Source organism: Paenirhizobium cremeum (genome assembly GCF_047553425.1).
Classification (GTDB): domain Bacteria; phylum Pseudomonadota; class Alphaproteobacteria; order Rhizobiales; family Rhizobiaceae; genus Allorhizobium; species Allorhizobium cremeum.
This window is the reverse complement of record NZ_CP180217.1, coordinates 2,156,976-2,170,617: the sequence shown is the minus strand read 5'-3', so window position 1 is coordinate 2,170,617 and position 13,642 is coordinate 2,156,976. Positions and strand designations below refer to the sequence as shown.

The following is a 13,642-nucleotide window of genomic DNA, read 5'->3' as shown; positions in this document are numbered from 1 at the left end:
TGTTGTTTTTGTTCCGTGATGCGGGGACCGTTTCGATGCCTTGGCATCAGGCCGGGTCTCCGAAGGCCTCCCTCGATCTTTCTATCGTCCTTTCCACAGGGGATCGCGCTTTTCCGCGAAGGCGCGGGCGCCTTCGAGCTGATCCTCGCTCGAATAGAGAATATCGACCGTGCGATATTGCCGCTTGGTGATCTTGTTCATCGCGGTCGGAAAGTCCTTGCCCTCGGCATCGCGGACGATTTCCTTGATCGCCGCATAGACCAGCGGCGGGCCGCTTTCGAGCAGACGGGCGAGTTCCCAGGCTCGCTCCATCAGCTTGTCGGCGGGAAGGATTTCGTTGACGAAGCCCCAGCGATGGCCTTCCTGCGCATCGAGCCAGCGGCCCGTCAGCAGCATGTCCATGGCGATGTGATAAGGGATGCGCTTCGGCAGCTTGATCGAGGCGGCGTCCGCCACGGTGCCCGAGCGGATTTCGGGAAGCGCGAAGGTCGCGTGTTCCGCCGCGAGGATAAGATCGGTCGACAAGGCGATCTCGAAACCGCCGCCGCAGCATATGCCGTTGATCGCGGCGATGATCGGCTTGTTGAGGTCGCGCAGTTCCTGCATGCCGCCGAAACCGCCGATGCCATAGTCTCCGTCGACAGCATCGCCGGCGGCGGCGGCTTTGAGATCCCAGCCGGCGCAGAAGAACTTCTCTCCGGCGGCGGTCACGATGGCGACGCGCAGCTCCGGATCGTCGCGAAAATCGCGGAAAACCTCGCCCATGATGCGGCTGGTCTTCAGGTCTATGGCATTGGCCTTGGGGCGGTCGATGGTGACTTCGAGGATGCCGCCTTCGCGTCTGGTGCGGATGGGGTCGGTCATGCAGTCAATTCCTCTTCCGGATCAGGGCGTCCACGGCGACGACGCCCATGCCATGCGGCAGCACCATCACGGGATTAACGTCGACTTCTTCGACTTTCGTCGCATTGGTTGCGACATAATGTGCCACGGCTGCGACGGTTTGTATCAATGCATCCTTGTCGCCGGCCCGTCCACCGCGGTAGCCGTCCAGCAATTTCGAAACCTTAAGGCGTCCGATCGTTTCACTGATGGCATCCGACGTCGTCGGCAGTGTCAGGATGGCGCTATCCTCGAGCAGTTCAACGAGAATTCCGCCCGCGCCAATCGTCAGCACCGGGCCGGCGACGGGATCGTGCATCGCGCCGATAATGATTTCGGCAACCGGCTTTGGCGCCATTTCCTCAATGAGAAAACCGGTTGCGACGGAATCCATTTGCGCCGCGGCTTCACGCACAGAAACAGCATCGTGCAGGTCGAGACGAACCGCGCCGGATTCGGTCTTGTGAGCAACGCCGAGACCCTTGAGCACGACCGGGAAGCCGATCTCGCCGGCTGCCTTTGCTGCCTCGTCCGGTGTCCGAACGACCTGACCTTTCGGGATGGGGACGCCAAAAGCTGCAAGCTCTGCCTTGGCCTGATCCTCGAAGAGCATTACGGCTTTGCTGTCAACGATGGCAGCATCTATCAGAGGGGCGGGCGTCGGCTTTGCCCAGGCGGAACCGATTGCGGCTGCCGTTTCTACTGCGGTCAGCGCCTCGTCGATACCAGAGAAGGGCACCACCTTTTCTTCCATCAGGCCGAGCGCGATGTTTTCCGGCATATTCTCGCCAAGGCTTGCGACGACACCTGCGCGCGCGCCTGTCGCGCGGGCGGCGGCCACGACGGCATCGACCGTCGTCATCCAGTCGCTGGAATCGCAACGGTCGCCGCGTGGGAAATCGAGTACGACGAGGTTCATCGTGTAGCCACCGGACATCGTTGCGGTGAAGGCTGCGGTCTGGCGCTCCAGATTGCCCCAGACGAAGGTGTGATAATCGAGCGGATTGGCGAGCGTCACCATTTCGCCCAGGCTTTCACGGAGGGGACCCAGTTGCTCGGGCTTCAGGTCACGATAGTGGATGTTCCGGCCGACCGCGGCATCCGACATCAGCGAGGCCTCGCCACCGGAGCAGCTCATGGAGGAGATATCGCTATTTTCGAGCGGTCCGTAGAGATGCAGCAGCTTCAGCGTTTCCAGCATGGCCGGCAGGCTGTGGACCCGGCCGATGCCGAGACGCTCCAGAACCGCGCCCGAGACGGCGTCGTTGCCGGCGAGGGATGCCGTGTGCGAGACGGTCGCCTTCCGCGCCGCTTCGGACTTGCCGACCTTCAGCGCAATGACGGGTTTCTTCAGCTCGCGGGCCCGCAGCGCCAGCCGCTCAAGGGTGCGGATGTCGTCGAAGCCTTCGATATGGAGTCCGACGGCGGTAACGCGCGGGTCTTCAAGCACGGCGCAGGCGAGGCCGGAAAGGCCTGTCTGAGCCTGGTTTCCGGCCGTCATCAGATAGGCGAGCGGCAGTCCGCGGGTCTGCATGGAGATGTTGCAGGCTATGTTGGACGACTGCGTGAGGATGGCGACGCCTTTCGTCGCGCGGACCATGCCGTGCTGGTCCGGCCAGAGAAGGGCGCCGTCCAGCATGTTGATGAGGCCATAGCAGTTGGGACCGATGATCGGCATGTCGCCGGCGGCGGCCACGAGCGCTTCCTGCAGGTCGCCGCCATCAGACAATTCGCTCATTGCCTCACGAAAACCTGAGGCGTAACAGACAGCGCCGCCCGCGCCGATGGCGGACAGTTCGCGGATGATGTCGATGGTCAGCGCCCGGTTGACGCCGACGAAGGATGCGTCCGGCGGTGCGGGGAGGTCGGCCGTGCCGCGATAGCATTTGCGGCCGAAGATCTCGTCGAGCTTCGGATGAACCGGCCAGATCTCGCCGGCGAAACCCATCTTGTCGCATTGCTCGATGACCCGGCGCGCCTCCTTGCCGCCATAGACTGCGATCGATTTCGGACGGATCAGGCGGTCGAGGGGACGGATCATGGGCTAACGTTCTCCACGGGAGCGATCGGTTTCATCCTTACGCTCCCAACGGTCTAAGCAGTTCGCGGCTGATGATGTGCCGCTGGATTTCCGAGGTGCCGTCCCAGATGCGTTCGACCCGGGCATCGCGCCAGAAGCGGGCGAGCGGCAGGTCGTCCATCAGGCCCATGCCGCCATAGATCTGGATTGCCTCATCGGTGACGCGGGCGAGCATCTCCGTGGCGAAGACCTTGGCTGAGGCGATCTCGCGGTTGGAGGGCAGGCCCTGATCGAGCCGCCATGCCGCCGAGAGCGTCAGGAGGTCGGCGGCGTCGATCTCGGTAATCATGTCGGCGAGCTTGAACGACACGCCCTGATTGGTGCCGATCGGCTTGCCGAACTGCTTGCGTTCGGCGGCGTAGGAAAGCGCATAGTCGAAGGCTCGCCGCGCCCGACCGACCGAGGTTGCCGCAACCGTCAGGCGGGTCGCATAGAGCCAGTCGTTGGCGATGTCGAAGCCCTTGTGCAGCTCTCCAAGGATCTGGCTCTTCGGCAGGCGGCATTCGTCGAAGGTCAGGATGCAGTTCTTGTAGCCGCGATGGGAGACGGAGTTGTAGCCCTCCCGGATCTCGAAGCCGGGCGTGCCCCGGTCGACGAGAAAACAGGTGATGAGCTTCTTCGGGCCGCGTGGGGTCTGTTCCTCGCCGGTGGCGATGAAGACGATGACGAAGTCGGCGATGTTGGCATGGCTGATGAAATGCTTGGTGCCGTTGACGATCCAGTCGTTGCCGTCAGGTCGCGCGAAACACTTCATGCCCCGGACGTCGGAGCCGGCATCCGGCTCGGTCATGGCGAGGGCGTCGAACTTGTCGCCGCGAACGGCCGGAAGCAGATATCTTTCCTTCTGCTCGTCGTTGCAGGCCATGAGGATGCCGGAGGGCCGTCCGAAAAATACCGTCAGCGCCATCGATCCGCGGCCGAGTTCGCGCTCGACCAGCGTGAATGTCGTGTGATCGAGGCCGGCACCGCCGACCTCTTCCGGGAAATTGCAGCCGAAGAAGCCGATTTCCTTGCATTTGCGGGCAATGTCCTGCCCGAGTTCCGGCGGCACAATGCCGGTTCGCTCTACTTCGTCCTCATGCGGGTAGATTTCCGTCTCGACGAAATCCCGCACCGTCCTGACGATCATTTCCTGTTCTTCGGTCAGCCCGAAATTCATGCACTTCCCCCCAATTCTCCATTAGTGACGTGCCGTTTTGCCACTCCCGCCGGCCTGCAGGACCGGCGGAAATGGCAAGGTCTGACTTCATTTCTTCTGCCCCACATGCCGTCCCGCCGCTTCCGGCTTCGGGAGGGTGGCATGGGCCTCGGCGATTGCCTTCACCTTCGAAAGCACACTTTCCGGAGCGGGTGCCGCCTTGCCGGCTTTTGCGTCGACATGAAGCAGCATCTGCTCGGCGGTGGCGATTGTTTCGTCGTCCGCAGCGCGGTGGATCGTGTGGAAGACGTGGATGCGTTTTTCATCCACGGAAAGAACCTGGCAGGTGGAGTAGAGCGCTTCGTTGACCTTGGCTTCGCCGAGATGGCGAATGTGTGTCTCCACCGTGTAGTAGCTGTGGCCGTCCTTCACGTAAGCGTCATCCACGCCGATCAACCTGAGCAGTGCGTCCGAGGTGTCGCCGAAGACTTGAAGGTAGCGGAATTCGGTCATGTGGCCGTTATAGTCGGCCCAGGACGGGTTGACCTTGACGTCGAGAAGGCGGAGCGGCTTTGCGGCGCCGGTATCGACCGGGAGCTTGCCGGCATTGGCCCAGAGGCGGCTTTCGAAATCGGCCAGCAGCTTACCGGCGCCCCAGCCCTTGCCGCCGTTTCCGCCCTTTAGCGCCTGCATGATGCCGACGAGGTTTTCGTCGCGGATGCGTTCGAGTTCGCGGATGCCATAGGCGCCGGATTGCGCGTCCGACTGGCTGCCGATCTTGTCGACCAGCGCGTCGTCGAGATCGACGACATCGGTGAACTTGGTCCAGGGCCACTGGAGGCAGGGGCCGAACTGGGCGAGGAAGTGGCGCATGCCAGCCTCGCCGCCGGCGATGCGGTAGGTCTCGAACAGGCCCATCTGCGCCCAGCGCATGCCGAACGAATAACGGATGACGTTGTCGAGGGTTTCGGTATCGCAGATGTCGTCCTGAATCAGCCAGAGCGCTTCGCGCCACAGGGCTTCGAGCAGGCGGTCGCCGACGAAGGCCTCTATCTCCTTGGCAATGACCACGCCTTCCATGCCGATGGTGGCGGCAAGTTCCTTGGCTTTCGTGATGGTTTCCTTCGAGGTCTTCTGGCCGCCGACGAGTTCGACCAGCGGCAAAAGATAGACGGGGTTATAGGGATGGGCGACGAAGAAGCGTTCGGGATGCTTCATATCGCGCTGGAGATCGGTCGGCATCAGTCCGGAAGTGGAGGAGCCGATCAGGGCGGACGGGCTTGCGGCCGCGTCGATCTGGGTCAGGACGCCGCGCTTCAGCTCCAGCCGTTCCGGTACGCTTTCCTGAATCCAGTCAGCGTCTTGCACGGCTTCCTCAATGCTTTTGGCGAAGGAAAGCGTGCCGCGCGGCGGCAGCGGCGCCATGGTCAGCATGCCATAGGCGCGCTCGGCATTGGCCAGCACTTCGCCGACGATGCGGGTCGCCTCCGGATGCGGGTCGTACATCGAGACGTCTATGCCCGCGAGCAGGAAGCGGGCGGCCCAGGCCCCGCCGATGACGCCGCCGCCGACACAGGCGGCCTTGTTGATCTTGGTCATGCAGAAATTCCCTGTATCTCTCGGTTGCCTGTTCCGGATCAGCTGCGCGGCGCGCGCTTCACCAGCTTCAGCTTTTCGCGCACCTCGGCCGGGCCGATGACGCGGGCGCCCATGCCTTCGATGACCTGCACGGCCTTTTCGACGAGCTGGGCGTTGGTGGCGAGCTGGCCCTTGCCGACATAGAGGTTGTCCTCGAGGCCGACGCGGACATTGCCGCCGGCGAGCACGGCGGCTGCCGGATAGGCCATGGCGTTGCGGCCGATGGAGAAGGCCGAGAAGGTCCAGTGCGAGGGCACGTTGTTGACCATCGCCATGAAGGTGTTGAGGTCATCGGGCGCGCCCCAGGGAATACCCATGCAGAGCTGGATCAGGACCGGGTCCTCGATCAGGCCTTCTTCGGCGAGCTGCTTGGCGAACCAGAGGTGGCCGGTGTCGAAGGCCTCGATCTCGGGGCGAACGCCGAGGTCCGTCATCAGCTTCGCCATGGCGCGCAGCATCGACGGCGTGTTGGTCATCACGTAGTCGCCGAGGTTGAAGTTCATCGTGCCGCAGTCGAGCGTGCAGATTTCCGGCAGGCATTCGGCGACATGGGAGACGCGCTCGCTGGCGCCGGCCATGTCGGTGCCCTTGGGGTTCAAGGGAAGGGGGCTTTCGACATCGCCGAAAATCAGATCGCCGCCCATGCCGGCGGTGAGGTTGAGGACCACGTCGACATCGGCGGCGCGAATGCGGTCGGTGACTTCCCTGTAGAGTTCGTTGCGGCGGCTTGCTGCACCCGTTTCCGGCTCGCGGACGTGGCAGTGGACGACGGCAGCGCCTGCCTTTGCCGCATCGATGGCGCTTTCGGCGATCTGCTGGGGGGTAATCGGTACGTGCTTCGATCTGGAAGTGGTGTCGCCGGCGCCGGTAACGGCACAGGTGATGAAGACGTCGCGATTCATGGCTAGTGGCACGGTCAGGTTCTCCCTCTCTTGTTAGGGCTATTACGGGCCAGTTTTGAGGAACGTGCTTTGCATGAACGGATCAATTCTATACAGTATCGGAACCGATCCGATGCTCTTTCAAAAGATCCTTGCATGGCGGAAGACCCGATCCAGACGACTGAACTCGACATTCTTGTCGTTCCGGAAACCAACCTCATCCTCGTCGCCTCGGTGATCGAGCCGTTGCGTGTTGCCAACCGGGTCAGCGGTCTTGACCTTTACCGCTGGCGTATCATGAGCCCGGACGGGCTGGCGATCGAGACGAAGAGCCGCATTCCCGTGCCGGTCGACGCGGTCTTCCGGCCGGAGAACGAGACAACCCCGCTCTTCGTGCTGTCGAGCCACAACTGGCGGCGTTATGCGACCTCCGCGCTGAAAACCCTGCTGGCAAAGTCCGCCCGCCATCGGAGTGTCGTCGCCGGGATCGAATCCGGTACATGGCTGCTGGCCGAAACGGCGCTGCTCGACGGCTTCTCGGCAACCTCGCACTGGGAGGATTACGAGGAGTTTTCCTCCTCCTATCCGCAGGTGCGCACCGTTCGGGAGCGCTATGTGATCGATGGAAAACGTATCACCACCGGCGGTTCTCTGCCGACGCTCGACCTGATGCTGGAGCTGATCCGTCGCCGTCACGGCTATTCCATGGCGTTGGAGGTGTCGCGGCAGTTCATCTACGAGCAGGGCGGTACGCCGGGCGACGCTGCGGCGATGCCGTCGACCGGCAGCGTGCGGCTGGCCGATCCGAGGGTCAGCCATGCCATGCGGTTGATGGAGGAGCATATCGAGCAGCCGCTGACGCTGGCGCGGCTAGCCCGGCGCGTCGGGGTCAGCGACCGTTACCTGCAATCCCTGTTTCGGGAGACGATCGGCGCGCCGCCGCATGTGCATTATCTGGCTCTCAGGCTCAATGCGGCGCGGCGCAAGGTGATAGAGACGCGGCTTGCCTTTGCCGATATCGCGGCGCTGACCGGTTTCAATTCGGCTTCGGCCTTTGCCCGTAGCTACCGGGCGCATTTCCGCGAAAGCGCTTCCGACACCCGCCGGCGGTTGCGGCCGGGCAGCGGGTTGGCCGCATAGTCTTGGCCGCTCAGGATACGGTTTCGCCGCCGTCGATCACGAGGACCTGGCCGGTCATGTAGGACGAGCGGTCGGAGACGAGGAAGAGAACGGCTTCGGCGATCTCGTCGGTGCTGCCGAAGCGGCCGAGCGGCACCTTTCTCCGGATATAGGCTTCAAGCTCTTCCCTGCCGCCCATCTGGCGGATGAAGGGATCGTTGAACGGGGTGTCGACCCAGCCCGGGCAAAGGGCGTTTACCCGGATGCCGTATTTCGCATAGTCGCCGGCCATCTGTTTGGTCATGGCGATAACCGCGTGTTTCGACGTCGTGTAGGCGATCATCTCGCGGTCGTAGAGGATGCCCGAGGACGACGAGGTGTTGACGATGGCTCCACGACCGGCGGCCTTCATCGCCGGCATGACGAGGCGGGCGGCCATGAAATGGGCGCGCACGTTCAGGTCCCAGGAACGGTCGAAGCCTTCGACGGAGACGGTTTCCAGATCGCCTTCAACCTGGGCTCCTGCATGGTTGTGCAGGATGTCGATCCTGCCATGACGGGCGAGCACGCTGGCAAAACCATCGCTAAGGGCGGCATCGTCGGTGACGTCGAGAACGAGCGCCTCAGCCGAACCACCTGCTGCCTCGATGTCCGCGACGGCGGATTGCGCGGCGTCGGCGTTCCGATCGGCGACGACGACATGGGCGCCCTCGCGGGCGATGATCGCGGCCGAAGCGTGGCCGATGCCCGAGCCGGCGCCGGTGACGATGGCGACGCGGTCCTTGAGGATCATGGGATTTACTCCGTTTCCGAAGACGCGGGCTTGCGCTCGCGCATCAGGCTGCGTGCGCCGACGATCATCATGAGCGAGGCGGCGAGCACCATGGATGCGACGGCGTTGATTTCCGGCGTGATGCCGCGGCGGATCGAGGCGAAGACATACATTGGCAGCGTGGTCTTCGAGCCCGCGACGAAGAACGCGATGATGAAATCGTCGAAGGAGAAGGTGAAGGCGAGCAGGAACCCGGCCACGATGGAAGGCAGGATCTGCGGCAGGACGATGGAGCGGAAGGTGGTGAACGGCGTGGCGTAGAGATCGCTCGAGGCTTCCACGATATCGCGGCCGAGGCTGGCGATGCGCGCTTTGACGATCATGGTCACAAGCGCCATGCTGAATAGGCCGTGGGCGGCGATCACGGAGCCATAGCCGAGCCCGAGTTTCGGCGCGGCTTCCCCCGGCCAGATCGCCGTCAGCACCGGATTGACGAAATTGAAGACTTCGACCAGCGCGACGAGCGTCGCGATGCCGATGACGACCCCCGGAACGACGATGGCCGCGGAAAACAGGCCATCGAAGATCGCCCGCATGCGCGGAGACATGCGTTCCATCGCAAGCGCAGCCATGGTGCCGAAGAGAGCAGCGAGGAGGGCGCTGGCCAGGCCGATGACAAGGCTGTTCCACAGGGCGTTCATCAGGAAGGTATTGCTGAGCGCCCTGGCGTACCATTGCGTCGAGAAGCCGATGAACTCGGACGCATTGCGGCCGGCATTGAACGAGAACAGGACGACGAGCGCGATCGGCGCATACAGGAACAGGTAGACGCTGGTGATGAAGGCGCGCATCAGACGAGATCCACTTGCCTTGTACCCGAGACACGCCAGGCAATCCGCATGGCGATCATCAGGACGATGACGACGATGAGCACGAGGGTGACGGCAATCGCAGAGCCAAAGGGCCAGTTGCGCGATTGCAGGAAGAGGTCGACCAGCGCATTGCCGAGGAAGAAGACCTTGCCGCCGCCGAGAAGCTGCGGGATCAGGTATTCGCCGAGCAGCAGGATGGTGACGAGCGCCACGCCGGTCATGACGCCGGGCAGGGAGAGCGGCAAGGTGACGCTGAAAAAGGTCGAGATCGGCTTGGCGCCAAGATCCGCGGAGGCCTCCAGCAGGCGCCTGTCGAGTTTTTCGAGGCTGACATAGATCGGCATAATCATCAGCGGCAGATAGCCGTAGACGATACCGAGCAGGACTGCGCCGGGCGTGTTGAGCATGCGGACATTCTCGATGCCGATCATATCCAGCAGGTTCGGGATGCCGCGCGAGCCGAGGATATACATCCATGCATAGGTGCGTACGAGCAGGCTCGTCCAGAAGGGGATGATGACGAGCGAGACGAGAAGAAGCCGGTGGCTTGGGCTCGCCTTGACCGCGAGGTAATAGGCCGCCGGATAGGCGATTAGCAGGCAGAGCAGGGAGCCGATCGGCGCCAGCGTCAGCGTGTTGACATAGGCCATCGATCGGGCGCCGAGATTGGCGTAGTGCTCCAGCGTGAAGCCTGGCTGGTAGCCGCCGGCCGCGCCGCGTTCGCCGAAGGAGAAGACCATCATGGCGATGAAGGGCAGCACCAGGAAGAAGAACAGCCACAGGGCCGCCGGCGCGATCAGCGCCGCGGTCACAAGCCTTTTCCTTGTGTCGAGACTGGCCATGGGTCGAAATCGATCCTGAAGGAGTTTGAACGGAAGACCCCCGCCGTGGTCCGCCTTGTATCGGCGGGGGATGGGAAGCGGGCGGCGATGAACCGCCCGGCTTCATATTCAGGCCGATTTGAACCGCGCCATCAGTTCGGCGCGGCCGGGATCGGTCAGCGTCACGGCGGCGCCGAATTCGAGCGGCGTCAGCGCTGCTTCGTCCGGATAGACGATCCTGTTCGAGGTGACTTCCTTCGGCAGCAGGTCGATGACGCGGCTGTCGGTCGCCGGAGCACCGTTGGCGACGTGTTCCTTCACGGCGACGGCCGGGTCCATCAGGAAATTCAGGAGTGCGTAGCCGGCCGCCTTGTTGGGGGCATCCTTCGGGATCGCGTAATAGTCGGTCCAGATCTCGCCGCCGTCCTTGCCGAGGATATAGGCGATATCGGGAATGTCGCGATTGAGCTGGGCGCCGTCATTGGTCCAGCACATGGTCAGCCAGGCATCGCCGGCGCGCATGGCGGGCTGGTAATCGCTGTTGATCGCGAAGAGATGCGGCTTCACCTTGAGCAGCAGTTCCTCGGCCTTGGCGAGTTCCTCCGGCTTGATCGAGTTGAAGGAGTAGCCAAGCGAGACCAGGGCGCTGCCGATGGTGGTGAGCTGGTAGTCATGTACCATGGCGCGGCCGTCCGCCTCGGTCATGGCGATCTCGAAGAAGTCCTTCCAGGTTGCCATGGGCTTCTTGATCTTGTCGGTGCTGACCGCAAAACCGGTGGTGCCCCAGTTCTTTGGCAGTGCAAAGGTCTTGCCGTCGATCTTGCCTTCCGATGTGAAGCGCGGGCTCTCGGTGGACGCCGAGAAATTCGGTATCTTCGACAGATCCAGTTCGTCGATCAGGCCGAGCTGGACATAAGTGGAGATCGTGTAGTTGGTCGGCACGAACAGATCCCAGCCGGAGGCGCCCGCCTGGAGCTTGGCCAGCATCTCCTCGTTGGAGCCGAAGACGTTGACCTCGACGGCGACGCCGGTCGCTGCGGTGAAGGACTCGAAGGTTGCAGGGTCATGATAGTTTGGCCATGTGGCGATCGACATCTGTTTGCCGAGATCCTCGGCCATCGCCATTGACCCGAACGGCCGCATCGCGCCGCCCATGACCGTGGCGGCAAGGCCGAGACCGGTTATGCCGAGGAAGTGGCGGCGGGTTACGGAACCACGCTTCAGACGCATGAACTCATCCATGAAGCGTTCGGGCGTGATTAGCGAATTATCCTTTTCTTTCCTGCTCATGTTGCTGTTCCCTTTGTTCTTGCGTGATGTTTTCTTGTAATGCGCGTCATGCTGAAAAAATGTGAACGGTCTGCGGGTCGAAGCCGAGCGCGACCTCCGTGCCCGGATCGTGCAGGCCGGTTTCGGCCGGCTGGCGTTCCGTGGTGACGAGCACATCGCCGATGCCGGGCACAGCCACGCAATATTCGACGCTCGATCCGAGGAAGATCCGGTTGGTCACACGACCTTTCAGGACGTTGGCTGTCGCGTCCGTGGCGGTCGAAAGCGCGATTGCCTCGGGGCGCACGGACAGGATCGCCTTGCCGGTCGAAAGCTCCCGTTTCACCGGTGCGGTGATCGTCAGGCCGTTGCCGAGGCGGACCATGCAGCGATCGGTGCCGCGTGCCTCGATTTCGCCTTCCAGGCGGTTGGTCTTGCCGACGAATCCGGCGACGAAGAGGTCTGCGGGGTTGTCGTAGACTTCCTGCGGCGGAGCGAGCTGGACGATCCGGCCGGCATTCATGACGCAGACGAGATCGCTCATCGACAGCGCCTCTTCCTGGTCATGGGTGACGAGCACGAAGGTGATGCCGAGTTCCCGCTGGATCGTCTGCAGTTCTATCTGCATGGCAGTGCGCAGGTTCTTGTCGAGTGCTGCCAAAGGTTCGTCGAGCAGGAGGACCGAGGGACGGTTCACCAGCGCCCGGGCAAGCGCCACGCGCTGTTGCTGACCGCCGGAGAGTTCATGGATCCGTCGTTTGGCAAAGCCGCCGAGCCGGACCATTTCGAGCGCGGAGGCAACCCTTTTTGTGATTTCTGCTGCGGGCAGGCGAGGGCGGAGCTGTCTCAGGCCATAGGCGACGTTGTTCTCAACGTCGAAATGCGGAAAGAGCGCATAGTGCTGGAACACCATGTTCACCGGGCGGCGATAGGCCGGCACGCCACGCATCGGAGTGCCGGCGATCATCACCTCGCCTTCGCTCGGCTGCTCGAAGCCGCCGATCATCCTGAGGCAAGTGGTCTTGCCGCAGCCGGATGGCCCGAGGAGCGCCAGAAACGCACCCTTCGGAACTGCGAGTTCAATGTTCTTCACTGCGGTCACGGCACCATAATTCTTGGTGACGGACCGGAATTCGATGTCGTTGACTGACGTTTGCGTCACGTCTGTTCCCCGCGGCTAGAGGTTTTTTATGTCGGCACTCTTCGTTGCCTTGCCACCGTCGCTAGGCAGAAGAGTAGTCCTGCCTTCATTTCGCGGTATATACCCCGAGAGAGGTATTTTGCTGCAAATTGTGTCATGGAAGATATACTTCTGCCGCGCTCCGGAGGAGAGACCGCGGACATGCAAAGGATCTAGAGGCAATGCCGATCGACCATGGAAACCTGTTTCAGGCCGCGGCCTCGCTGGTCGGTGTGGAGGCGCTTGCCGATGCCGATGTGGGGGAACGCTTCCGCCGGCTGATGGCAAGCCTCACGCGTTTCGATCATGTCGTGGTCTTCGCCTATCGGGGGGAGCAACGACCGATCGATCTCTATGCCACCTTCAACGAGAAGGAGCACGAACTCTTCGTCAGCCTCTATCAGGACGGAGCCTATCTGCTCGATCCGTTCTACTGGAATGCGACCGCGGCCGGCGCCGGCGTTTTCCGCATGCGGGAGCTGGCGCCCGACCGGTTCTTTTCCAGCGAATATTACCGGACCTATTACGGGCAGACCGGCCTTGCCGAAGAGGTGGGCTTCTTCGTCACGCTTTCGGGCGATGTGACAATCGTGCTCTCCCTGATGCGCAAGGAGGTATCCGGGGTCTTCTCGGCAAGCGAGTTCGCGCTTCTCAAGCAGGCCGAACCCCTGGTCGCCGCGATCGTGCGGCATTTCTGGGCGGATACCGGCAAGCGTTTCGATGCGGCGCGGGCCAGCCGCAAACGCGGCCATGTGGACGGTCCCGGTCCGCAGCGCATCTGGCGGGATCTCAACCTGACGGCCCGGGAGGCCGCAATCATCGAACTCGTCCTGCAGGGGCATTCGTCCGAGTCTATCGGACTGAGGCTCAACATCGCGACCGGCACGGTGAAGGTGCACCGCCGCAACGTCTATCGAAAGCTCGGCATATCCTCTCAGATCCAGCTTCTGTCGCTTTACCTCGAGACGCTGCCGACGACGGCCTGAGCGG

At 62.7% G+C, this 13,642-nt stretch carries 12 protein-coding genes; 2 read left to right on the top strand and 10 right to left on the bottom strand.

Translation table 11 applies throughout. The annotated features are described in order from the left end of the window. Window positions 1-81: 81 nt before the first annotated feature. The 5 genes from ACLBKR_RS10775 to ACLBKR_RS10755 form a co-directional block, all read right to left on the bottom strand. Window positions 82-864, bottom strand: coding sequence for a carnitinyl-CoA dehydratase (locus ACLBKR_RS10775; RefSeq protein ID WP_113339103.1), 783 nt, complete (start codon window positions 862-864; stop codon window positions 82-84). Between the two features lie 4 nt (window positions 865-868). Continuing rightward, entirely contained in the window at window positions 869-2,923 is a 2,055-nt protein-coding gene (locus ACLBKR_RS10770; protein ID WP_414899311.1) for an acetate--CoA ligase family protein, read from the bottom strand. A 37-nt stretch (window positions 2,924-2,960) separates the two neighbouring features. Further along, complete coding sequence (locus ACLBKR_RS10765; RefSeq protein ID WP_113439094.1) at window positions 2,961-4,121, bottom strand: acyl-CoA dehydrogenase family protein; 1,161 nt, start codon at window positions 4,119-4,121, stop codon at window positions 2,961-2,963. 87 nt (window positions 4,122-4,208) lie between these two features. Next, complete coding sequence (locus ACLBKR_RS10760) at window positions 4,209-5,699, bottom strand: carnitine 3-dehydrogenase (protein ID WP_113486928.1); 1,491 nt, start codon at window positions 5,697-5,699, stop codon at window positions 4,209-4,211. Window positions 5,700-5,737: 38 nt separating this feature from the next. Next, window positions 5,738-6,652, bottom strand: a complete 915-nt coding sequence (locus ACLBKR_RS10755) for a 3-keto-5-aminohexanoate cleavage protein (RefSeq protein ID WP_113339099.1) — start codon at window positions 6,650-6,652, stop codon at window positions 5,738-5,740. Between the two features lie 123 nt (window positions 6,653-6,775). Here ACLBKR_RS10755 and ACLBKR_RS10750 point away from each other — a divergent pair, with 123 nt between their 5' ends. Beyond that, window positions 6,776-7,759, top strand: a complete 984-nt coding sequence (locus ACLBKR_RS10750; protein WP_113439092.1) for a GlxA family transcriptional regulator — start codon at window positions 6,776-6,778, stop codon at window positions 7,757-7,759. A gap of 10 nt (window positions 7,760-7,769) precedes the next feature. On the opposite strand, the gene ACLBKR_RS10745 is transcribed toward ACLBKR_RS10750, so the two are convergent. The 5 genes from ACLBKR_RS10745 to ACLBKR_RS10725 all read right to left on the bottom strand — a co-directional run bounded on the left by ACLBKR_RS10745 (window position 7,770) and on the right by ACLBKR_RS10725 (window position 12,634). Next, entirely contained in the window at window positions 7,770-8,531 is a 762-nt protein-coding gene (locus tag ACLBKR_RS10745) for an SDR family oxidoreductase (protein ID WP_113447246.1), read from the bottom strand. Window positions 8,532-8,536: 5 nt separating this feature from the next. Beyond that, entirely contained in the window at window positions 8,537-9,361 is an 825-nt protein-coding gene (locus tag ACLBKR_RS10740; RefSeq protein ID WP_113447247.1) for an ABC transporter permease, read from the bottom strand. Next, window positions 9,361-10,224: an ABC transporter permease gene (locus tag ACLBKR_RS10735; protein ID WP_113447248.1), complete on the bottom strand. Its 864-nt coding sequence runs from the start codon at window positions 10,222-10,224 to the stop codon at window positions 9,361-9,363. Before ACLBKR_RS10735 ends, ACLBKR_RS10740 begins: the two co-directional genes overlap by 1 nt. Window positions 10,225-10,332: 108 nt before the next feature. Next, entirely contained in the window at window positions 10,333-11,493 is a 1,161-nt protein-coding gene (locus ACLBKR_RS10730) for a spermidine/putrescine ABC transporter substrate-binding protein (protein WP_113447249.1), read from the bottom strand. A gap of 46 nt (window positions 11,494-11,539) precedes the next feature. Then, the gene (locus ACLBKR_RS10725; protein WP_113447250.1) at window positions 11,540-12,634 is read right to left on the bottom strand and encodes an ABC transporter ATP-binding protein; all 1,095 of its coding nucleotides are present in this window, start codon (window positions 12,632-12,634) and stop codon (window positions 11,540-11,542) included. Between the two features lie 200 nt (window positions 12,635-12,834). On the opposite strand from ACLBKR_RS10725, the gene ACLBKR_RS10720 reads away from it, so the two are divergent. Beyond that, window positions 12,835-13,638: a response regulator transcription factor gene (locus ACLBKR_RS10720; protein ID WP_113447251.1), complete on the top strand. Its 804-nt coding sequence runs from the start codon at window positions 12,835-12,837 to the stop codon at window positions 13,636-13,638. The last annotated feature ends 4 nt before the right edge of the window (window positions 13,639-13,642 follow it).

Excerpts from the sequence above, each read along its gene's own strand:
- ACLBKR_RS10765 (WP_113439094.1), bottom strand. The coding sequence starts at position 4,121 with ATGAATTTCGGGCTGACCGAAGAACAGGAAATGATCGTCAGGACGGTG.
- ACLBKR_RS10735 (WP_113447248.1), bottom strand. The coding sequence starts at position 10,224 with ATGGCCAGTCTCGACACAAGGAAAAGGCTTGTGACCGCGGCGCTGATC.
- ACLBKR_RS10775 (WP_113339103.1), bottom strand. The coding sequence starts at position 864 with ATGACCGACCCCATCCGCACCAGACGCGAAGGCGGCATCCTCGAAGTC.
- ACLBKR_RS10745 (WP_113447246.1), bottom strand. The coding sequence starts at position 8,531 with ATGATCCTCAAGGACCGCGTCGCCATCGTCACCGGCGCCGGCTCGGGC.
- ACLBKR_RS10770 (WP_414899311.1), bottom strand. The coding sequence starts at position 2,923 with ATGATCCGTCCCCTCGACCGCCTGATCCGTCCGAAATCGATCGCAGTC.
- ACLBKR_RS10750 (WP_113439092.1), top strand. The coding sequence starts at position 6,776 with ATGGCGGAAGACCCGATCCAGACGACTGAACTCGACATTCTTGTCGTT.
- ACLBKR_RS10730 (WP_113447249.1), bottom strand. The coding sequence starts at position 11,493 with ATGAGCAGGAAAGAAAAGGATAATTCGCTAATCACGCCCGAACGCTTC.
- ACLBKR_RS10740 (WP_113447247.1), bottom strand. The coding sequence starts at position 9,361 with ATGCGCGCCTTCATCACCAGCGTCTACCTGTTCCTGTATGCGCCGATC.
- ACLBKR_RS10760 (WP_113486928.1), bottom strand. The coding sequence starts at position 5,699 with ATGACCAAGATCAACAAGGCCGCCTGTGTCGGCGGCGGCGTCATCGGC.
- ACLBKR_RS10720 (WP_113447251.1), top strand. The coding sequence starts at position 12,835 with ATGCCGATCGACCATGGAAACCTGTTTCAGGCCGCGGCCTCGCTGGTC.